Below are 21,056 nucleotides of genomic sequence, written 5' to 3'. Positions count from 1 at the left end.
CATCCAAATGGTTGTTGAGCTAATCGCTCCAATCGCAATGGACGAAGGTCTACGTTTTGCTATCCGTGAAGGTGGCCGTACTGTAGGCGCTGGTGTTGTTGCTAAGATCTTTGCTTAATTTTTAGCAAAATCTTGACGAACCACTAGTAAAAAGGGCATCATTTGATGCCCTTTTTCTGCGCTACTATTTATAGAGGCGCAAAATTCACCAATTTGGTGAATAAATAAAGGATTTTGAAGACTGAGTAAGTCATAAATACTTGCTGAGTCTTTTTGTAGGGTGTTGGTTTGACTCATATTTCACCAGCACAAAGGAATAAGCCCTGCAACAGCGGGGTTGTTGTCGTCTAGTAAAGACTTGTCACAGGTTGGTTTTATGAAAGCAAATGCTGAAGCTCCTGAAAGCTCGAATGCAGCAGATGTAATGAAGTGGATTGTCGCTTTTGCTCTGTTGGCCGCCGCTGTTGTGGGTAATTACCTGTATGGAGAGCTATCCGTAGTAATCCGCGCTGCAGGTGTGGTTGTTTTAATCGCAGTAGCACTTGGTGTTGCCGCAACAACGACTAAAGGTAAAGCTGCGATCTTGTTCGCTCGTGAAGCACGAGTTGAAGTACGTAAGGTTGTATGGCCTACACGCCAAGAAACGACGCAAACCACGTTAATCGTCTTAGCTGTTAGTGTTGTTATGGCACTGGCGCTATGGGGTATTGATGGAATTATGGTACGTCTAGTGGCTTTAGTAACCGGGATATAGAGGGTCTTAATTCATGAGTGAAGCTCCGAAAAAACGCTGGTACGTTGTTCAAGCCTTCTCTGGTTTTGAAGGACGTGTGGCTCAGTCTCTTCGCGAATATATAAAAATGCACGCGATGGAAGACTACTTTGGTGAAGTGCTAGTACCAACTGAAGAAGTTGTGGAAATACGCGCTGGCCAACGTCGTAAAAGTGAGCGTAAGTTCTTCCCAGGCTATGTTCTCGTTCAGATGTTAATGAACGATGAATCTTGGCACTTGGTGCGTAGTGTGCCACGTGTCATGGGCTTCATTGGTGGAACCTCTGACCGTCCTGCACCTATCACTGACAAAGAAGCTGACGCTATTCTTAACCGTCTAGAGAAAGCAAGTGAAGCACCTCGTCCAAGAACAATGTTCGAAGCGGGTGAAGTGGTACGTGTGAACGATGGTCCATTTGCTGACTTTAACGGTACCGTTGAAGAAGTAGATTATGACAAGAGCCGCATTAAAGTGTCTGTTTCGATCTTTGGTCGTGCAACACCGGTTGAGCTCGAGTTTGGTCAAGTTGAAAAACTTGATTAAAAAAACACCTTTTTAGGGTTGTTTAAGGCGCGAATTATGATTATAATTTCGCGCCTTTTTGCAGGTATTACTGCAGAAAGTATTTATTGAAAACTGGGGAGCTGATCGATTGGTTAGCGTTTGAACCCAAACATTAGGAAATATCATGGCTAAGAAAGTTGAAGCTTATATCAAGTTGCAAGTTGCAGCAGGTATGGCGAACCCTAGTCCACCGGTTGGTCCTGCTCTAGGTCAACACGGTGTGAACATCATGGAATTCTGTAAAGCGTTTAACGCAAAAACAGAATCTGTTGAGAAAGGTCTACCTACTCCAGTAGTTATCACTGTTTACAGTGACCGTTCTTTCACGTTCGTAACAAAAACTCCACCTGCTGCTGTTCTTCTTAAGAAAGCTGCTGGCGTTAAGTCTGGCTCTGGCCGTCCTAACACTGAAAAAGTGGGTACTGTTACTGATGCTCAAATCCAAGAAATCGCAGAAACTAAAGCTGCTGATATGACTGGTGCTGATATTGAAGCGATGAAACGTTCTATTGCGGGTACTGCTCGTTCAATGGGCCTAGTGGTAGAGGGTTAAGATCATGGCAAAACTTACTAAGCGTATGCGCGTAATCCGCGACAAAGTTGAAGTAACTAAAGAATACGACATCAACGAAGCTGTAGCTCTTCTTAAAGAACTAGCAACAGCTAAATTCGTAGAGTCTGTAGACGTTGCTGTTAACCTAGGCATCGATGCTCGTAAATCTGACCAGAACGTACGTGGTGCAACTGTACTTCCGCACGGTACTGGCCGCGAAATCCGCGTAGCAGTGTTCACTCAAGGTGCAAACGCTGAAGCCGCTAAAGCAGCTGGCGCAGACATCGTTGGTATGGAAGATCTTGCTGAGCAAGTGAAAAAAGGCGTAATGGACTTTGACGTTGTTGTTGCTTCTCCAGATGCAATGCGCGTTGTTGGTCAACTAGGTACTATCCTAGGTCCACGCGGTCTTATGCCAAACCCTAAAGTTGGTACTGTAACACCTAACGTTGCTGAAGCGGTTAAGAACGCTAAAGCTGGTCAGGTTCGTTACCGTAACGACAAAAACGGCATCATCCACACTACAATCGGTAAAGTATCTTTCGAAGCTAACCAGCTTCAAGAGAACCTAGAGACTCTTCTAGTTGCTCTTAAGAAAGCTAAGCCGTCTTCAGCGAAAGGTGTTTTCCTGAAGAAAGTGAGCATCTCTACTACTATGGGTGCTGGCGTTACTGTGGATCAGGGTACCCTGAACACTCAAGCTTAATAGCCTAATCGCTTAAAAGCTTGCATAGGCGTAAAAATTATGTATAATTTTGCGCCTATCAAAATTTGTGGTTGAGGCTGAAAATTCACTTGTTGAATATCAGTCTCCGTCCAAGACCGTAGGCGTTTTATTTTCGAATAGAACTTAATTAAACCTACGTAGACGGTGCCCGACTTAAAGTGGGTTGATTTTTCGAAATCAATTGGCTTATGGGAATGCACCGTATTAGCTCTCGGTATCATTATGATGCTGAGTGGTGTAATAACAACCAGGAGTAAATCCCAAATGGCTTTAAACCTTCAAGACAAAAAAGCAATTGTTGCTGAAGTCAACGAAGCAGCCAGTGGTGCACTTTCTGCAGTTGTAGCTGACTCTCGTGGCGTTACTGTTGGCGCGATGACTTCTCTACGTAAACAAGCGCGTGAAGCGGGTGTTTACATGAGAGTTGTGCGTAACACATTAGCACGCCGTGCGGTAGATGGTACTGAGTTTGAGTGTCTACAAGACACATTTACTGGTCCTAGCCTACTTGCGTTCTCTAACGAGCACCCTGGTGCTGCAGCGCGTCTTTTCAAAGACTTCGCTAAAGAGAACAAAACATTCGAGATCAAAGCTGCTGCATTTGAAGGCGCAGTTACTGATGCTGATGTACTAGCGACACTACCAACTTACGACGAAGCGATTGCACGCCTAATGATGTGCATGAAAGAAGCTTCAGCTGGCAAGCTGGTACGTACTATCGCTGCTGTTCGCGACCAAAAAGAAGAAGCTGCGGCTTAAGCCTTGCTTTTTACTGGTTGCAAAATAAACTTATTGTTGACTTAAAAGAGAATTGTTATGTCTATTACTAACGAGCAAATCCTAGACGCAGTTGCAGAAATGTCTGTAATGCAAGTTGTTGAGCTTATCGAAGCTATGGAAGAGAAATTCGGTGTTACTGCTGCTGCTGCAGTTGTAGCTGGTGGCGCTGCTGGTGGCGAAGCTGCTGCTGAGCAAACTGAATTCGACGTAGTTCTTACTGCTGTTGGCCCTAACAAAGTACAAGTTATCAAAGCTGTACGTGGCGCAACTGGCCTAGGTCTTAAAGAAGCTAAAGCTCTTGTAGACGGCGCACCTGCACCTCTTAAAGAAGGCGTAGAAAAAGCTGAAGCAGAAGCACTTAAAGCGACTCTAGAAGAAGCTGGTGCTACTGTTGAAGTTAAGTAATTATTACTTAATTTCATAGCCGACAGGCTATTGGCTGGTGGTTTATTAACCACCGGCCTTTTTGCGCTGTAGGGCGTAGGTGAATTTTCCCGCTGTTTAAGCACCTACGTACCATGCAAAAAACGTTGCTCGACGCTTGAGTTAACGTCACTACAGTAAACAGTTGTTAGTCACTGTCCCATTACCCACCTTAAGTAACTAGGTTTGGGCGGACAGTTTGGGTCACTTATCAGCGAGCTGAGGAACCCCATGGTTTACTCTTATACCGAGAAAAAGCGCATCCGTAAGGACTTTGGTACTCGTCCACAAGTATTGGACATTCCATACCTGCTATCGATCCAGCTTGATTCTTTCGACAAGTTTATCGAACAGGATCCTGAAGGACAATATGGACTTGAGGCTGCTTTTCGTTCTGTTTTTCCAATTCAGAGCTATAACGGCAATTCTGAGCTGCAATACGTTAGCTATCGTCTTGGCGAGCCAGTGTTTGATGTTAAAGAATGTCAAATTCGTGGCGTAACTTATTCAAAGCCACTACGCGTTAAACTACGCCTAGTTGTGTTTGATAAAGACGCACCAGCGGGTACTGTAAAAGATATTAAAGAACAAGAAGTCTACATGGGCGAAATTCCGCTTATGACAGACAATGGTACCTTCGTAATTAATGGTACCGAGAGGGTTATCGTATCCCAGCTGCACCGAAGCCCAGGCGTGTTCTTCGACAGCGATAAGGGTAAGACCCACTCTTCAGGTAAAGTTCTTTATAACGCACGTGTTATTCCTTACCGTGGTTCATGGCTCGATTTCGAGTTTGATCCTAAGGATAACTTGTACGTTCGAATTGACCGTCGTCGTAAATTACCAGCATCGATCATTCTTCGTGCATTAGGTAAAACGTCGGAAGAGATCCTCGATATTTTCTTCGATAAAATTAACTTCGAAGTTAAAGAACAAACTCTATTAATGGAGTTGGTGCCAGAGCGTCTACGTGGCGAAACGGCATCTTTCGATATCGAAGCAAACGGCAAGACTTATGTTGAGACTGGTCGTCGTGTCACTGCGCGTCACATCCGTCAACTTGAAAAAGATGGCGTTGATTTCATTGAAGTACCGGTCGAATACATCGTCGGTAAAGTAGCCGCTAAAGACTACGTCAATGAGGCGACAGGCGAAATCATCGTTGGTGCAAACCACGAGATCAGCTTGGAAGCATTAGCGAACCTATCTCAGGCTGGCCACAAAGCGCTAGAAGTTCTATTTACGAACGATCTAGACCACGGTCCGTTCATGTCAGACACATTACGTGTCGACAGCACGGTAGACCGCATCTCTGCATTGGTAGAAATCTACCGCATGATGCGCCCGGGTGAGCCACCAACGAAAGAAGCGGCAGAATCATTATTTGCAAGCTTGTTCTTCGCTGAAGAGCGTTATGACCTATCGACCGTTGGTCGTATGAAGTTTAACAGCTCAATCGGTCGTGAAGACGCGCTAGAGCAAGGCATTCTTGACGAGACAGATATTGTTGAAGTCATGAAGAAGCTGATCGGCATTCGTAACGGCATTGGCGAAGTGGACGATATCGACCACCTTGGCAACCGTCGTATCCGTAGTGTTGGCGAAATGGCTGAAAACCAATTCCGTGTTGGTCTAGTTCGTGTAGAACGTGCAGTGAAAGAACGCTTAAGTCTTGGTGACCTTGATGCAATCATGCCTCAAGACCTTATCAATGCTAAGCCGATCTCTGCAGCTGTTAAAGAATTCTTTGGCTCTTCACAGCTTTCACAGTTTATGGACCAAAACAACCCGTTATCAGAAGTGACGCACAAACGTCGTATCTCTGCTTTGGGTCCTGGTGGTCTTACTCGTGAGCGTGCTGGCTTTGAGGTACGTGACGTACACGTTACGCACTACGGTCGTCTATGTCCGATCGAAACGCCAGAAGGTCCAAACATCGGTTTGATCAACTCACTATCTGCGTTTGCACGTTGTAATGAGTACGGTTTCCTAGAAACGCCGTACCGTCGTGTTGTAGAAGGTGTTGTGACTGATGAAGTTGACTACTTGTCAGCTATCGAAGAAGGTCAATTTGTTATCGCACAGGCGAATGCCGCGTTAACAGAAGAAAACGGCTTTGCTGAAGAGCTGATCACAGCTCGTCAAAAAGGCGAATCTGGTCTTCACCCGCGTGACCATGTTAACTACATGGACGTTGCAACAAACCAAGTAGTATCGATCGCTGCCTCGCTTATCCCGTTCCTAGAACACGATGATGCGAACCGTGCATTGATGGGTGCGAACATGCAACGTCAAGCCGTTCCAACTCTACGCGCCGACAAGCCTCTAGTAGGTACTGGTATCGAGCGTAACGTAGCTGTTGACTCGGGTGTTACAGCGGTAGCGAAACGTGGTGGTATGGTGCAGTCAGTAGACGCATCTCGTATCGTAGTTAAGGTTAATGAAGAAGAGCTGATCCCTGGTGAAGCTGGTATCGACATTTACAACCTAACTAAGTACACCCGTTCAAACCAGAACACGTGTATTAACCAACGTCCAACAGTACTTCCTGGTGAGCCAGTTGCTCGTGGTGATGTATTGGCCGATGGTCCTTCAACGGATCTTGGTGAATTGGCACTTGGTCAAAACATGCGTATCGCGTTTATGCCTTGGAATGGTTATAACTTCGAAGACTCGATCTTAGTATCTGAGCGCGTAGTTCAAGAAGACCGTTTCACGACAATTCACATTCAAGAACTATCTTGTGTGGCTCGTGATACTAAGCTGGGTTCTGAAGAGATCACAGCGGATATTCCAAACGTAGGTGAGTCTGCTCTGTCTAAACTAGACGAGTCAGGTATCGTTTACATTGGTGCTGAAGTTAAGGGTGGTGACATCCTAGTAGGTAAAGTTACGCCTAAGGGTGAAACTCAACTTACTCCTGAAGAGAAGCTACTACGTGCTATCTTCGGCGAAAAAGCATCAGATGTTAAAGATACATCACTACGTGTACCAAACTCTGTTTCTGGTACGATCATTGATGTGCAAGTCTTTACTCGCGATGGCGTAGAAAAAGACAAGCGTGCTCTTGAAATTGAGCAGATGCAGCTTAAAGAAGCGAAGAAAGACCTAACTGAAGAGTTCCAAATTCTTGAAGGTGGTCTACTAGCGCGTGTAAGAGCGGTATTACTTCAAGGTGGTTACTCTGAAGCAAGACTGGATTCTGTCGATCGTAAGAGATGGCTAGAGCTAACGCTAGAAGATGACGCACTGCAAACTCAACTTGAGCAACTTGCAGAGCAGAACGACGAGCTAAAAGCTGACTTCGATAAGAAGTTTGAAACTAAGCGTCGTAAGATTACTCAAGGTGATGATTTAGCACCTGGTGTTCTTAAGATTGTTAAGGTTTACCTAGCGGTTAAACGTCGCATCCAGCCTGGTGATAAAATGGCCGGTCGTCACGGTAACAAGGGTGTAATCTCTAAGATCAACCCTGTTGAAGACATGCCTTACGATGAAAAAGGTCAGCCTGTTGACATCGTATTGAACCCACTGGGTGTACCTTCGCGTATGAACATCGGTCAGATCCTTGAGGTTCACTTAGGTCTGGCGGCGAAAGGTATCGGTGACAAGATCAACCAGATGATGAAAGAGCAACAGGAACTGGCTAAGTTCCGTGAGTTCTTGCAGAAGGTTTATGATCTTGGTGGTACACGTCAAGAAGTTGATATTGCTGAACTGTCTGACGATGAAGTTCGTACATTGGTGAAAAACCTACGTGGTGGCCTACCAATTGCGACGCCAGTATTTGATGGTGCATCAGAGAAGTCTATTAAAGAACTTCTTAAACTTGGCGACTTACCTGAATCAGGTCAGTTAACCTTGTTTGATGGCCGTACTGGCGACCAGTTTGAGCGTCCTGTAACCGTTGGTTACATGTACATGCTGAAACTGAACCACCTTGTTGATGACAAGATGCACGCTCGTTCTACTGGTTCGTACAGCCTAGTAACTCAGCAACCACTTGGTGGTAAAGCTCAGTTCGGTGGTCAGCGTTTCGGTGAGATGGAAGTATGGGCACTAGAAGCATACGGTGCTGCTTACACTCTACAAGAAATGCTAACGGTTAAGTCTGATGACGTTAACGGCCGTACGAAGATGTATAAAAACATCGTCGACGGTAACCACAGCATGGAACCTGGCATGCCAGAATCGTTCAACGTATTGTTGAAAGAGATTCGCTCGCTAGGTATCAACATCGAGCTAGAAGACGAATAATCCTTTTATAGGATTATCTGGTAGGAAGGTGCTCGCTCTTAAGTGTTTGAGCGGGCCCCTTTTAACTCCTCACAGGAGCTGATTGTGAAAGACTTATTAAACTTTCTAAAAGCACAGCATAAGACCGAAGAATTTGATGCAATCAAAATCGGTCTATCTTCACCTGACATGATTCGTTCATGGTCGTTTGGTGAAGTTAAGAAACCAGAAACGATCAACTATCGTACGTTCAAACCAGAACGTGATGGTCTATTCTGTGCGCGTATTTTTGGTCCAGTCAAAGACTACGAATGTCTTTGTGGCAAATATAAGCGTTTGAAACACCGCGGTGTTATCTGTGAAAAGTGTGGCGTTGAAGTAACGCAAACTAAAGTTCGTCGTGACCGTATGGGCCACATCGAGCTTGCTTCACCTGTTGCTCACATCTGGTTCCTAAAATCACTACCGTCTCGTATCGGTTTGTTGATGGATATCCCTCTACGTGATATCGAACGCGTACTGTACTTTGAAATGTACGTCGTGACAGAACCAGGCATGACTGATCTAGAAAAATCTCAAATGCTTACTGAAGATGAGTATTTGGATCGCCTAGAAGAGTGGGGTGATGAGTTCACAGCTAAGATGGGTGCAGAAGCGATCAAAGATCTGCTGTCTACTATGGACATGCACGCAGAAGCGGAACAAATGCGCGAAGAGTTGGAAACCACTAACTCTGAAACTAAGCGTAAAAAAATCACTAAGCGCCTGAAGCTAGTTGAAGCCTTCATTCAATCGGGTAACAACCCAGAATGGATGATCTTGACGGTTCTTCCGGTTCTACCGCCAGATCTACGTCCTCTAGTTCCACTAGATGGCGGTCGTTTTGCGACGTCTGATCTGAACGACCTTTACCGTCGTGTGATAAACCGTAACAACCGTTTGAAGCGTCTTCTAGAGCTAGCGGCTCCAGACATCATCGTACGTAATGAAAAACGTATGCTGCAAGAGTCTGTTGATGCCCTTCTAGATAACGGTCGTCGCGGTCGTGCAATCACAGGTTCTAACAAGCGTCCTCTGAAATCTCTTGCTGATATGATCAAGGGTAAACAAGGTCGTTTCCGTCAGAACCTTCTAGGTAAACGTGTAGACTACTCTGGCCGTTCTGTAATCACAGTGGGTCCATACCTTCGTCTGCACCAGTGTGGTCTTCCTAAGAAGATGGCACTTGAGCTATTTAAACCATTCATCTATAGCAAGCTAGAAACTCGTGGCATGGCGACGACAATCAAAGCTGCTAAGAAAATGGTAGAACGTGAAGAAGCGATTGTTTGGGATATCCTAGACGACGTTATCCGCGAACACCCAGTACTGCTTAACCGTGCACCAACACTTCACCGTCTTGGTATTCAAGCGTTTGAACCAGTACTAATCGAAGGTAAAGCGATTCAGCTTCACCCATTAGTGTGTGCGGCTTATAACGCCGACTTCGATGGTGACCAAATGGCGGTTCACGTGCCTCTAACTCTAGAAGCACAGCTTGAAGCACGTACACTGATGATGTCGACGAATAACATTCTGTCTCCAGCATCAGGTGATCCAATCATCGTACCTTCTCAGGACGTTGTATTGGGTCTTTACTACATGACGCGTGATAAGATCAACGTCAAAGGTGAAGGTATGTACCTTGCTGGCCCTGAAGAGGCTGAAAAGGCATACCGTACTAAGAGCGCAGAGCTTCATGCTCGCGTAAAAGTACGTATCACTGAGACAGTGGTTGACGAAGATGGCAACAGCATAACCGGTACGAGCATGGTAGATACTACCGTTGGCCGTGCAATGTTGTGGCAAATTGTTCCAACAGGTCTTCCATACAGCTTGGTAAACCAAAAGCTAGGTAAGAAGCAAATTCAAAACCTACTTAACGAGTGTTACCGTAAGCTTGGTCTTAAAGACACCGTAGTTTTTGCTGACCAAATCATGTACGCCGGTTTCGCTTATGCGGCACTGTCAGGTGTATCGGTTGGTATCGATGACATGGTTGTACCTCAAGCGAAGTACGACGAAATCGAATCAGCAGAAGAAGAAGTTCGCGAAATCCAAGACCAGTTCCAATCAGGTCTTGTAACAGCGGGTGAGCGCTACAACAAAGTGATCGATATTTGGGCTTCGACCAATGATCGCGTAGCGAAAGCGATGATGGACAACCTTTCATCTGAAACGGTCGTTAACCGTGACGGTGAAGAAGAGCAACAAGAGTCGTTTAACAGCATCTACATGATGGCTGACTCGGGCGCTCGTGGTTCTGCTGCTCAGATTCGTCAGCTTGCTGGTATGCGTGGTCTGATGGCACGTCCAGATGGTTCAATCATCGAGACGCCAATCACGGCAAACTTTAAAGAAGGTCTAAACGTCCTTCAGTACTTTATCTCAACGCACGGTGCTCGTAAGGGTCTTGCGGATACAGCACTGAAAACAGCAAACTCGGGTTACCTAACTCGTCGTCTAGTAGACGTTGCTCAAGACGTTGTAGTACACGAACATGACTGTGGCACCCATGAAGGTGTTGACATGATGCCTCATATCGAAGGTGGTGACGTTAAAGTTGCACTTTCTGAGTTGGCACTAGGTCGTGTAGTGGCTGAAGACGTTCTTAAGCCTGGTACTGAAGATGTTCTGATTCCACGTAATACTCTGATTGATGAGAAGTGGTGTCAAATCATGGAAGACAACTCAGTAGATAGCATGAAAGTGCGCTCTGTTGTTACCTGTGATGCAGACTTCGGTTGTTGTGCACAGTGTTATGGTCGTGACCTAGCACGTGGTCACCTAGTGAACCAAGGTGAAGCAGTTGGCGTTATCGCTGCTCAGTCTATCGGTGAACCGGGTACACAGCTAACGATGCGTACGTTCCACATCGGTGGTGCCGCATCTACAGCCGCAGCAGAAAACAGCATTCAAGCGAAGAACACAGGTTCTGTGAAACTTCACAATGCTAAGTTCGTAGTCAACAAAGACAAGAAACTTGTGATTACCTCTCGTGCTTCTGAAATGACCATCATTGATGAGTTCGGCCGTACGAAAGAGAAACACAAATTGCCTTATGGTTCGATCCTGTCGAAAGGCGACAACGACACAGTTCAAGCTGGCGACGTTGTGGCTAACTGGGAAGCGCATACACTGCCAATCATCACTGAAGTGGCCGGTCGTATTCAATTCGTAGACATGATTGATGGCGTAACGGTTTCTCGTCAAACTGATGACCTAACGGGTCTATCTTCAAGTGAAGTGACCGATGCGGCACAACGCCCAGCAGCAGGTAAAGATATGCGTCCAGCTATCAAACTTGTTGATGAGCTAGGTAAAGATGTAATGATCGCGGGTACTGATGTACCAGCACTTTACTTCCTACCAGGTAAAGCGATCGTTAACATTGAAGATGGCGCAGAAGTTGGCGTTGGTGACACGTTATCTCGTATTCCTCAGAAATCTGGCGGAAACCGAGACATCACCGGTGGTCTACCTCGCGTAGCGGATCTATTTGAAGCTCGTAAGCCTAAAGAGCCAGCAATTCTTGCTGAGCACTCAGGTATGGTTTCATTTGGTAAAGAAACGAAAGGTAAGCGTCGTTTGGTTATTACTCGCGATGGCGGTGATAACTACGAAGAGATGATTCCTAAGCATCGTCAGTTGAACGTGTTCGAAGGTGAACGTGTTGAACGTGGTGACGTTATTGCCGATGGTCCAGAAACTCCGCATGACATTCTACGTCTACGTGGCATTCACGCTGTAACGCAATACATCGCGAACGAAGTTCAAGAAGTATACCGTTTACAAGGCGTTAAGATTAACGATAAGCACATTGAGACTATCGTTCGTCAAATGCTACGTAAGTGTACAATCACTCGTGCTGGTGATTCAGAATTCCTACCAGGTGAGCAAGTTGAATACGTTCAAGTTAAGATTGCTAACCGTCTATTGGAAGCTGAAGGCAAAGAGCTTGTGGGTTACGAACGTGACCTACTAGGTATCACTAAGGCGTCTCTAGCAACAGAATCGTTTATCTCTGCAGCATCGTTCCAAGAAACGACGCGTGTACTAACAGAGGCAGCGGTATCTGGCAAACGTGACGACCTACGTGGTCTGAAAGAGAACGTAATCGTGGGTCGTTTGATCCCAGCGGGTACGGGCTTTGCTTATCACCAAGACCGTCAAGCTAAGCGTGACGAAGTACAGGAAGGCCCATCTGCTGAACAAGCAACGGATAACCTAGCTGCACTTCTTAATGCAGGCTTCTCTTCTGACGATTAATCGCAGAAAGAAATGAAAAAAGGCGCCGAAAGGCGCCTTTTTTGTATCTGTTGATCCGCGTTAAATCGTGTTTATCCAGTTTCTAATAACGCGACTACGTGTAATAAGGTCACTATGTGTCCCATCGTGCAGCGTTGTGGTTAATGCGATGGCAGTACAGACGGATCAATTTCAAAAACATTTCTGGATAAAAAGCTAACCCTAATCAGCAACCCAAACATCCATTATTCGTCATCCCCTCGAAAAAGGGGGATCTTCATCAGCGTGTCGTGAACCTATTTTAGTGTCATTCATTGCCATTTAAGTGAGTCACACACTTTGAGCGAACCTCATCTGCGAAGATGACGGCGTAAAACCTAACCGTCATCCCCTTGAAAAAGGGGGATCTTCATCAGCGTGACGTGAACCTATTTTAGTGTCATTCATTGCCATTTAAGTGAGTCCACACTTAGGGCGAACCTCATCTGCGAGGATGACGGCGTAAAAACTAACCGTCATCCCCTTGAAAAAGGGGAGCTTCAGCAGCGTGTCGTGAATCTATTCTGGTGTCATTCATTTCTATTTAAGTGAGCCACACACTTTGGGCGAACCTCATCTGCGAGTATGACGGCGTAAAAACTAACCGTCATCCTCTTGAAAAAGGGGATCTTCATCAGCGTGTCTTGAACCTATTTTGGTGTCATTCATTTCTATTTAAGTGAGGCACACACTTTAGGCGAACCTCATCTGCGAGTATGACGGCGTAAAGCCTAACCGTCATCCCCTTGAAAAAGCGGGATCTTCATCAGCGCGTCGTGAACCTATTTTAGTGTCATTCATTTCTATTTAAGTGAGTCACATACTTTGGGCGAACCTCACCTGCGAGGATGACGGCTAAAAAAACTAACCGTCATCCCCTTAAAAAAGGGGATCTTCATCAGCGCGTCGTGAACCTATTTTGGTGTCATTCATTTCTATTTAAGTGAGTCACACACTTTGAGCGAACCTCATCTGCGAGTATGACGGCGTAAAAACTAACCGTCATCCCCTTGAAAAAGGGGATCTTAATCAGCGCGTCGTGAACCTATCCTGGTGTCATTCATTTCTATTTAAGTGAGCCACACACTTTGAGCGAACCTCATCTGCGAGGATGACGGCTAAAAAAATATCCGTCATCCCCATGAAAAAGGGGATCTTCATCAGCGCGTCGTGAACCTATTTTGGTGTCATTCATTTCTATTTAAGTTGAGTCACGTACTTTGAGAGACCTCTGTCCAAAAACAAGTTTCAGTGCGTGGGGAAGTCGTTGTGATTCCGTAAACGTTGTGAGTAGATCCCTGCTTGTGCAGGAATGACCATATTTGGACTTGGATACTTGCGATATATAACACCGAAAGAGGCAAAAGTACGTTAGCTTACCTGCCCACCTGACTTGATATAGCCCCAAAACAATCAATCTTTATTGGAGCGAAACCAACTATTTTCCTCGGGTAATACTGAATGTGGAACGACTTTATATAAGAAGAAGGGCGTGACAACTTGCAGGCTACGAGATAGGGATGAAGGAAAACGGCAATAGAATATCTAGCCGCTATCTCGGCTAGATACCCGTCGTGTTCAGCCGAGTGGCGTTTGTATAGAGATACAAGCCATGAAGTAATAACGCATTCACCCCTGAGTAAACAGGGGCTGATTATACCACCACTCGCTACGTGATTACGTGTTCGAGTATTATCGCTGCAAGTGCATTACGCGCCTGGTGGAATCGCTAAACTGTCGGCAATAAGCTGAATTAATGTGTCTTCTACTTCAAAGCGAAGCTCAAGGATTTCACCAACTTTAGACATATCAGGCTCAAAGCTTGGTAAGTCATGATCGTGTGCCAGCGCAACGTATTTATCATTGAACTCGAGCAAGGGCTCGGTCGTCAAAACAATCTTCGCGTATGCACCATCAATCTCTTCGTTGGTTTTAAACCCAGTGGCTTTCCACTTGTCCATGACCATCTCATAGATCTTGAAGTGACCTTCGGAGATATAGTCAACGAGGTGATCGCAAAACGAACCAATATCGGATGGTTTTGGTAGCTCAATGACATTAGATGGCGCTGAAGCCGGTTGTAAGGAAGCCAGCTTACAGTATTCAACGATAAGCGCTTGTCTTGTTTCTAACCAATGATCGATGACCTCACTTGAGCCACCCCATTGTGCTTGTGCGTTTTTGAATTTATTTAACATGACCATGTCCTCATGATCTGGACCACAATGTGCAGTCGCAAGCTTTGTCATAACAAAGGTTAATGAGAAATCGTTTCTCTTGGTACCAGATTAAGAATTTCTAGTTTTCCCGCTGGTATGAATTTAGATTGCCAGTAAAATGGATGAACTGCAAGCGCTGAGGATTCAAGATGTTAAAAAAAAGTGAAGAGACTATTCACCCAGCTTATTGGTGTGTGGTTGCGGGAAGTGAGCTTTGGCTACAAGATGGTCAGATCCCTTTTGGGCTTGCTGAAACTTTTTCTTTGCCGGCATCGCAAGCCATTCAGATCGGGGAGTATCAAGGTGCACCTGTTATGTGGATTAATGATGCTGACGTAGACGGCTGTCGTGAATTAACGTCGTTACGTGAATTGTTATCGCTACCCGAAGCCCTTTTTTGTCAGTTATCCAAGGCGATTCAGTATGGCCATATGACTCAGTCAATGCGCTTTTGCCCGCAGTGCGGTGGTCGGGCTCATCTCAATCACAATCAACTAGCGATGCAATGCCAAGATTGTCGAACCCTGCATTATCCTCGTATATTTCCGTGCATTATTGTTGCAGTACGCAAGGGCACACAAATATTATTGGCGCAGCATAATCGTCATGCTGGCAGCATGTATACGGTGATTGCGGGCTTTCTTGAGGTGGGTGAAACGCTAGAAACATGTGTCGCAAGAGAGATAGAAGAAGAAACAGGCATTAAAGTAAAAAATATTCGTTACTTTGGCAGCCAGCCTTGGGCATTTCCTACCAGTATGATGATGGCATTCTTGGCCGATTATGACAGCGGTGAGGTTAAGCCTGATTACAGTGAGTTAAAAGATGCGCAGTGGTTTGATACCGAGGCATTGCCTCATATAGCGCCAGAAGGCACGATTGCGAGAGCGTTGATTGAAGAAACAGTAAACCGAGTATCGACTGAAAACGACTAAAAAAAACCCTCCGCAAGCGGAGGGGGTAAGTAAGATGTCGTTATGAGATGCTGAGTTCAAGACTCAGTATATTATTGTAATTTTCGCTAGCAGACTGATTTTTAACATTGCTACTAGTGGGTTGCAAATCCATCCCCAGTTTAGTTGTTAATAATATGATCTCGCTTGCAAAGTGTTGTATTTTTGAGCGATGGCGCAGGCAATCAGACTCCCCTCAAATTTTGGTAAAAGAAATGTTATCTATGGCTGCAAACCATCAATGATTAGCGTTAAACTATGGCCTTTCGAATTGGAGAAAAATGAATGACGGAATTGAAGAACGATCGCTATCTTAGAGCGCTATTAAAAGAGCCAGTAGACCACACGCCAGTATGGATGATGCGTCAGGCAGGCCGTTATCTCCCAGAGTATCGTGAGACGCGCTCGGTTGCAGGTGATTTCATGTCTTTGTGTAAAAACGCAGAGCTCGCTTCAGAGGTGACACTTCAACCTCTTCGTCGTTTTCCTCTTGATGCGGCCATTCTTTTTTCAGATATCCTAACCATCCCTGATGCCATGGGCTTAGGGCTGTATTTTGAAACGGGTGAAGGACCGAAATTCGAGCGACCAATTACTTGTAAAGCGGACGTCGAAAAAATCGGTCTGCCTGATCCTGAAGGTGAATTGCAATATGTGATGAATGCGGTTCGTCAAATTCGCAAAGACCTGAAAGGCGAAGTGCCATTGATCGGTTTTTCCGGTAGCCCGTGGACGCTGGCGACTTACATGGTGGAAGGTGGCAGCTCTAAAGCTTTCACTAAGATCAAAAAAATGATGTATGCGGAACCACAAACGCTGCACTTGTTGCTGGATAAGCTTGCAGACAGTGTCATTGAATACTTGAATGCACAAATCAAAGCTGGCGCGCAGTCGGTAATGGTATTTGATACGTGGGGCGGTGTGCTAACCCCTCGTGACTACAACCTGTTCTCTTTGCAATACATGCATAAGATTGTCGATGGCTTAATTCGTGAAAATGAAGGCCGTCGTGTTCCTGTGACACTATTTACTAAAAATGGTGGCATGTGGCTAGAGCAAATCGCGGCTACTGGTTGTGATGCGTTAGGCCTAGATTGGACCATCAATATCGCCGACGCTAAGAAGCGTGTTGGAGATAAAGTAGCCCTGCAAGGCAACATGGACCCATCGATGCTTTATGCCCAACCAGAGCGTATTCGTGAGGAAGTGGCAACTATCCTTGAAGGATTCGGTGACGGTGGTACAGGACATGTATTCAACCTTGGTCACGGCATTCACCTTGATGTGCCGCCAGAGAACGCGGGTGTGTTTGTTGACGCGGTGCACGAGCTTTCGAAGCCCTATCACAAATAATCATCGGGCGTAGTCAATACGCGTGATGTCTATGTTTAAACGCCCGAAGCTTGTCTTCGGGCGTTTTTATTTGTGCATGGAAGCTCTTGAAACATTGGACATCTTATTACCGAGAATACTGAATAAAGATTAGGAACCTTCAGCGAAGTTGACTACGCTTAACGTAGCGAGATTAAACAATGGCCCTGACTGATATGAATTTAAAACCGACTCTATTTATTTCTTTGGTACTGCTTACCCTCTCTGGGTGTGCCTCCGATGTTGCTACCGATTATGATTCTGGTGTGAATTTTTCTGCTTTTAAAACCTATCAATATCAAGAAAACCCCGATGTACCCATTGGTCTCGATGCGGCACGTATAAAGAAAGCGGTCGATTCAGAAATGGCTCAAAAAGGCTTTCAGAAGGTGACGGTAGACAGCGATGTGCTCGTCCGATATCGAATTTTAGAGGGTACTGAACTTCAGACAACTGGCCCAACGTTTGGATTTGGCATTGGAGGAGGTAGCTACGGCGGTGGCGGTTATGGTGTCGGGGTGCGCACGCCTGAGCAAATAAAAGAGAAAAAGTTCGGTAAGCTTAATGTTGAATTGATTCAAACGACCACCAATGAAGTGGTGTGGAGTTCAGTGTCGCAGAGGCAATTGACCGAAACCATGGATACCGCCGACCGCGATGTATTCGTGGCAGAACAAGTGCACAAGATGTTTGAGGAGTATCCGAAATAAGAGCGGTTAAAGTTAAAGGGCGGTAAAAGAGCGGTCCTAGGTCCTAGGTCCTAGGGAAGAGCGGGTTAAGAGCCGCTCTGTGGTCTTTGGAAGATGGCGTGTTGTCTATATGTTCCTTTGACATGCAATGATGGTGGTTTTTTCTAGAACCATAGAACCATAGAACCATAGAACCATAGAACCATTAATATCCCTTATCAAAATCCACCAAATTCTGCAGTTGAAAACCATCTCTCCAACGCAAATAGTTCTCCGCAAAAATGTCGATTACTTGATCTGGAAAACTCAGCGCAGCAATGTGCGGTGTCACGGTAACTTGGCTATGGTGCCAATAAGGGCACTCTTGCGAGAGTGGTTCATTGATAAACACATCGAGAAAAGCATGCTCGATATGACCTTGCTCCAATGCTCGCAGTAGCGATGGCGTATCGACATTGGCACCACGGCCGACATTGAAAAAGAGCGCCCCTTTGCACGGTGAAAAGAGTATTTGGTTAAACAAACCAAGTGTCTCGGGGGTGTTAGGCAATGTTGAGACAATAACATCAATGGCGGACAGCGCCTTGTGTGCTTCATTGATGTGATAGGTTTCAGTAAATGCTGATTGTCTCGGGGGAATGCCTGTGCGATTGATACCAACAGGAATGATACCCAGCGCTTTTACAACGTTGGCTAGATGACTGCCAATAGCACCAGTACCGAAAATTGCCATTCGCTTACCATGCAGCGAATGGTAGTGGTGAGGTTGCCAGTCACGATTGGCCTGCTGCTGTTTATATAAATCGAAATGACGATAATGATTGATGGTATGGCCAAGTACGTACTCACTGATTTGTTGCCCGAAAATACCCTTCACATTGGTGAGTTGAAAATGCGGGTTAGACGTCGTGTCGAGTAAGGCATCCACCCCGGCATACGTTGATTGAATCCACTTCACATTAGGGTAATCAGTCAGTGTTTTAGCCAGTTTTGGAGGGGCGGCCAACACGATCGTTGCGGCTTGGCTGTTTTGGCAAATTTCTAAGTCGGGCAACTGCCTTTGCTCAAGTAAAGACAGGTATTTATTATTGTCTTCGGTAACAAGCGCTAAGGCATGCTTTTGCATCGTCATTACTGGCTATTCCTCATCCGTGGGGTTACACTTTCGCTGTCTTTATTCACCACAGCAGAGCGACCATGTTACAGAACCCTATTCAGGTACGTATCGAAAAACTTGAGCCTTGGCAGCATATCACTTTTATGACCAGCTTGTGCGAGCGCATGTATCCTAATTTTGCGATGTTTTGTGAAAACACACAGTTTGCCGAAGCACGAATATACCGTGATATTTTGGATAGCGTGTGGGAATTGTTGACTGTGAAAACGGCGAAAATCAATTTCGAAAAACAGCTAGAAAAGCTTGAAGAAATTATTCCAAGTTCAGAAGATTTTGACTTCTACGGTGTTCATCCTGCTATTGATGCTTGTGTGTCTCTATCGACATTATTGCACGGTCTACTTGACCGCGATTACCTGATGGAATCGTCATTGAAGGTGAGTCAGCAGTCAGTCATGACCGTCGTTCAGCTTGAAGAAATCCAACAAGACATTGAGATCACGAACGACAATCAAAAAGACAATGAAGTCGTTTGCGAAGAGTGGGATGTCCAATGGGCAATTTTTAGACCATTACGCGAATGCACAGAGCGCGACGTTGAGCTAATCAAAGAGCTGCGTCTTGAGCTGAAAGAGCAGGGCGTAAGCAACATCGGTATTGCGCTCTAGTTTCACTAGCATCAAAAGTTTCACTAGCATTAAGGCACGCATCGTTTAGTACGGTGCGCGTCTAACCTGCGGGTGCTAGGGCCTTTGAACGCGAAGTCATTGCGCCTGTCTTATCTGTCGATAGTGGAGGGTATCCTGGATACGATCACTTCGGCTCGTGATAGGTAATCTTATTCACAAACCATTCTTTTGCCCCTTCCGGCGTTTCCACCATGAACTCATCATCGACTTCTTTTTTTAGTAGTGCGCGAGCCATCGGAGAGTCGATCGAGATGTAGCCTTTCGCTCCGCCATAGATTTCCTCCGGGCCAACAATACGAAAGGTCTTACTTTCGCCAGCCTCATTCTCAATCTCTACCCATGCCCCAAAAAAGACCTTGCCTTCTTGTTGTGTTGAATAGTCAACAATAGTGACATCAGGTAAGTACTTTCTTAGAAAACGGACGCGGCGGTCAATTTGTCGAAGGAGTCGTTTGTTGAATGTGTAATCAGCATTTTCTGAGCGATCACCTAAGCTCGCCGCCCATGTGACAATTTTCGTCACTTCCGGGCGTCGTTCATGCCATAAGTAATCATGTTCGGCTTTGAGTTTGTTGTAGCCTTCTCGAGTAATTAATTTGGTTTTCATTTTCAGCAATGTTCAACACAAGATAGTGATTGTATTTCAAGGTTATGGTTATATTGCCATGAAACTGGAAAACCTCAATCTATGCTATGTATGAAATATCATTCTGAACAACGGTACGTTTATCTCGTTGAACCTTTTGATGGTGGCTTAGTAGCGACACGGTACGAGCATCAGCAAAAAGTTGCTCAAAGAATGGGTTGCTGTTGAGTGTGTCTAGGTTGCATTCATAAACCGTGATATCACCATGATGGTATTTAATCGGCACGTAAATGTCTTCAAGCATTGTTTTTGCGAGCGGTAAATAGGCGCTGACTAATATTGTTTTGCCTTTGAACAGCTGACAGATGTATTGGTGAACTTCTTGGTAGCTTGGCTTATCAATCGCGAGATAACTCAATAAGCATTCTTGACCGGATTTGTTTTTACCGAGAATGGCATGACCGACTATTGTCTGATTATGCATTGCTAAGGCAACACTGATCTCATCAATTTTCAAACACTCAATTAATGCCGGGAGCGCAAGGTGACGATACAAGTTGTGAGCTTGTGTGATTTGCTCTTGGTAGTCACTTGGTAATTCTTCCCAACGATAGTGCTTAAACGCATCAATACGATAAGAGTAGATGGAATCATGTCCGGTGAAAAAGTCATCATATTTGTCGACGCCTTGAATAATACGTTGCTCGTCGGCTTGATACTGATAGTTTTGACTAAACAGTGCAGCGACTCCGATACGACGCATTAATGATGGCTGCCCATTGCCGTGCTCCCACTTACTGAGCATGGGTTGGTTAATACCCTGGAACGCGCGATGAGATAAACTCAGTGCTTCTACAAGCTCGAGTTGTGACATCCCGTGATAGTTGCGCCAATACTTTAATGCCTGCGCAAAATTGTGTTTGTTAAATTGTTCACCGGTGTCTTGTCTCAAGTCCTCGTCCCCTTCGTTGGTATTGTTAATACCGTATAGTTTACCGAGGGAATGTTGCTATGAAATTTTTAGCGTCACAAAAGCGGATGTCAAAGTGT

Annotated in this window: 18 protein-coding genes; 13 read left to right on the top strand and 5 right to left on the bottom strand. The window is 45.4% G+C overall.

Features of this window, described 5'->3' with window-relative positions; translation table 11 throughout:
• Positions 1-118, top strand: a 118-nt coding sequence (locus ACE1OE_RS21910; protein WP_152428706.1) for an EF-Tu C-terminal domain-related protein, incomplete at its 5' end; no start/stop codon positions are given.
• On the opposite strand, the gene ACE1OE_RS21905 is transcribed toward ACE1OE_RS21910, so the two are convergent.
• A complete protein-coding gene (locus ACE1OE_RS21905; RefSeq protein ID WP_102471023.1) occupies positions 115-297 on the bottom strand; it encodes a hypothetical protein in 183 nt (60 codons plus the stop codon). The genes ACE1OE_RS21910 and ACE1OE_RS21905 overlap by 4 nt on opposite strands.
• A gap of 79 nt (positions 298-376) precedes the next feature.
• Between ACE1OE_RS21905 and secE the strand changes: the two genes are divergently transcribed.
• The 8 genes from secE to rpoC all read left to right on the top strand — a co-directional run bounded on the left by secE (position 377) and on the right by rpoC (position 12,364).
• A complete protein-coding gene (secE, locus tag ACE1OE_RS21900; protein ID WP_102471022.1) occupies positions 377-754 on the top strand; it encodes a preprotein translocase subunit SecE in 378 nt (125 codons plus the stop codon).
• A 13-nt stretch (positions 755-767) separates the two neighbouring features.
• Entirely contained in the window at positions 768-1,316 is a 549-nt protein-coding gene (nusG, locus tag ACE1OE_RS21895; RefSeq protein ID WP_102471021.1) for a transcription termination/antitermination protein NusG, read from the top strand.
• A 145-nt stretch (positions 1,317-1,461) separates the two neighbouring features.
• The gene (gene rplK / locus ACE1OE_RS21890; protein ID WP_102471020.1) at positions 1,462-1,890 is read left to right on the top strand and encodes a 50S ribosomal protein L11; all 429 of its coding nucleotides are present in this window, start codon (positions 1,462-1,464) and stop codon (positions 1,888-1,890) included.
• A 4-nt stretch (positions 1,891-1,894) separates the two neighbouring features.
• On the top strand, positions 1,895-2,596 hold the full coding sequence (gene rplA, locus ACE1OE_RS21885) for a 50S ribosomal protein L1 (protein WP_449212284.1): 702 nt from the start codon (positions 1,895-1,897) through the stop codon (positions 2,594-2,596).
• 285 nt (positions 2,597-2,881) lie between these two features.
• Positions 2,882-3,376 carry a 50S ribosomal protein L10 gene (gene rplJ, locus ACE1OE_RS21880; protein ID WP_449212283.1) on the top strand — a complete coding sequence of 165 codons (495 nt, stop codon included), beginning with the start codon at positions 2,882-2,884 and terminating at the stop codon, positions 3,374-3,376.
• Between the two features lie 57 nt (positions 3,377-3,433).
• The gene (gene rplL / locus ACE1OE_RS21875) at positions 3,434-3,802 is read left to right on the top strand and encodes a 50S ribosomal protein L7/L12 (RefSeq protein WP_102471016.1); all 369 of its coding nucleotides are present in this window, start codon (positions 3,434-3,436) and stop codon (positions 3,800-3,802) included.
• 249 nt (positions 3,803-4,051) lie between these two features.
• On the top strand, positions 4,052-8,077 hold the full coding sequence (gene rpoB, locus ACE1OE_RS21870; protein ID WP_102471015.1) for a DNA-directed RNA polymerase subunit beta: 4,026 nt from the start codon (positions 4,052-4,054) through the stop codon (positions 8,075-8,077).
• A gap of 84 nt (positions 8,078-8,161) precedes the next feature.
• Positions 8,162-12,364 carry a DNA-directed RNA polymerase subunit beta' gene (rpoC, locus tag ACE1OE_RS21865; protein WP_449212282.1) on the top strand — a complete coding sequence of 1,401 codons (4,203 nt, stop codon included), beginning with the start codon at positions 8,162-8,164 and terminating at the stop codon, positions 12,362-12,364.
• A 1,727-nt stretch (positions 12,365-14,091) separates the two neighbouring features.
• Here the strand turns inward: rpoC and rsd are convergent.
• Positions 14,092-14,586 carry a sigma D regulator gene (rsd, locus tag ACE1OE_RS21860; protein WP_449212288.1) on the bottom strand — a complete coding sequence of 165 codons (495 nt, stop codon included), beginning with the start codon at positions 14,584-14,586 and terminating at the stop codon, positions 14,092-14,094.
• A 164-nt stretch (positions 14,587-14,750) separates the two neighbouring features.
• On the opposite strand from rsd, the gene nudC reads away from it, so the two are divergent.
• From nudC to ACE1OE_RS21845, 3 genes are all read left to right on the top strand, one after another.
• Positions 14,751-15,536: an NAD(+) diphosphatase gene (gene nudC / locus ACE1OE_RS21855; RefSeq protein WP_372062991.1), complete on the top strand. Its 786-nt coding sequence runs from the start codon at positions 14,751-14,753 to the stop codon at positions 15,534-15,536.
• Between the two features lie 303 nt (positions 15,537-15,839).
• A complete protein-coding gene (gene hemE / locus ACE1OE_RS21850) occupies positions 15,840-16,907 on the top strand; it encodes a uroporphyrinogen decarboxylase (protein ID WP_102471227.1) in 1,068 nt (355 codons plus the stop codon).
• Positions 16,908-17,086: 179 nt separating this feature from the next.
• A complete protein-coding gene (locus ACE1OE_RS21845; protein ID WP_449212281.1) occupies positions 17,087-17,635 on the top strand; it encodes a DUF4136 domain-containing protein in 549 nt (182 codons plus the stop codon).
• 184 nt (positions 17,636-17,819) lie between these two features.
• Here the strand turns inward: ACE1OE_RS21845 and ACE1OE_RS21840 are convergent, their stop codons facing one another.
• Positions 17,820-18,746, bottom strand: coding sequence for a D-2-hydroxyacid dehydrogenase (locus ACE1OE_RS21840; protein ID WP_449212280.1), 927 nt, complete (start codon positions 18,744-18,746; stop codon positions 17,820-17,822).
• A gap of 65 nt (positions 18,747-18,811) precedes the next feature.
• Between ACE1OE_RS21840 and ACE1OE_RS21835 the strand changes: the two genes are divergently transcribed.
• Positions 18,812-19,399 carry a YjaG family protein gene (locus ACE1OE_RS21835; protein ID WP_449212279.1) on the top strand — a complete coding sequence of 196 codons (588 nt, stop codon included), beginning with the start codon at positions 18,812-18,814 and terminating at the stop codon, positions 19,397-19,399.
• A gap of 145 nt (positions 19,400-19,544) precedes the next feature.
• Here the strand turns inward: ACE1OE_RS21835 and greB are convergent, their stop codons facing one another.
• Entirely contained in the window at positions 19,545-20,027 is a 483-nt protein-coding gene (greB, locus tag ACE1OE_RS21830; RefSeq protein WP_102471224.1) for a transcription elongation factor GreB, read from the bottom strand.
• Between the two features lie 79 nt (positions 20,028-20,106).
• Positions 20,107-20,958, bottom strand: a complete 852-nt coding sequence (locus tag ACE1OE_RS21825) for a helix-turn-helix domain-containing protein (RefSeq protein WP_449212278.1) — start codon at positions 20,956-20,958, stop codon at positions 20,107-20,109.
• Between the last annotated feature and the right edge of the window lie 98 nt (positions 20,959-21,056).

It is taken from the genome of Vibrio sp. E150_011 (assembly GCF_053544015.1).
Note: the sequence above shows the minus strand (reverse complement) of the source record. Positions and strands in the feature narration are given on the sequence as shown.

Coding starts and splice junctions, on each gene's coding strand:
- ACE1OE_RS21905 (WP_102471023.1), bottom strand. CDS start 297: ATGAGTCAAACCAACACCCTACAAAAAGACTCAGCAAGTATTTATGAC.
- secE (WP_102471022.1), top strand. CDS start 377: ATGAAAGCAAATGCTGAAGCTCCTGAAAGCTCGAATGCAGCAGATGTA.
- nusG (WP_102471021.1), top strand. CDS start 768: ATGAGTGAAGCTCCGAAAAAACGCTGGTACGTTGTTCAAGCCTTCTCT.
- rplK (WP_102471020.1), top strand. CDS start 1,462: ATGGCTAAGAAAGTTGAAGCTTATATCAAGTTGCAAGTTGCAGCAGGT.
- rplA (WP_449212284.1), top strand. CDS start 1,895: ATGGCAAAACTTACTAAGCGTATGCGCGTAATCCGCGACAAAGTTGAA.
- rplJ (WP_449212283.1), top strand. CDS start 2,882: ATGGCTTTAAACCTTCAAGACAAAAAAGCAATTGTTGCTGAAGTCAAC.
- rplL (WP_102471016.1), top strand. CDS start 3,434: ATGTCTATTACTAACGAGCAAATCCTAGACGCAGTTGCAGAAATGTCT.
- rpoB (WP_102471015.1), top strand. CDS start 4,052: ATGGTTTACTCTTATACCGAGAAAAAGCGCATCCGTAAGGACTTTGGT.
- rsd (WP_449212288.1), bottom strand. CDS start 14,586: ATGGTCATGTTAAATAAATTCAAAAACGCACAAGCACAATGGGGTGGC.
- nudC (WP_372062991.1), top strand. CDS start 14,751: ATGTTAAAAAAAAGTGAAGAGACTATTCACCCAGCTTATTGGTGTGTG.
- hemE (WP_102471227.1), top strand. CDS start 15,840: ATGACGGAATTGAAGAACGATCGCTATCTTAGAGCGCTATTAAAAGAG.
- ACE1OE_RS21845 (WP_449212281.1), top strand. CDS start 17,087: ATGGCCCTGACTGATATGAATTTAAAACCGACTCTATTTATTTCTTTG.
- ACE1OE_RS21840 (WP_449212280.1), bottom strand. CDS start 18,746: ATGACGATGCAAAAGCATGCCTTAGCGCTTGTTACCGAAGACAATAAT.
- ACE1OE_RS21835 (WP_449212279.1), top strand. CDS start 18,812: ATGTTACAGAACCCTATTCAGGTACGTATCGAAAAACTTGAGCCTTGG.
- greB (WP_102471224.1), bottom strand. CDS start 20,027: ATGAAAACCAAATTAATTACTCGAGAAGGCTACAACAAACTCAAAGCC.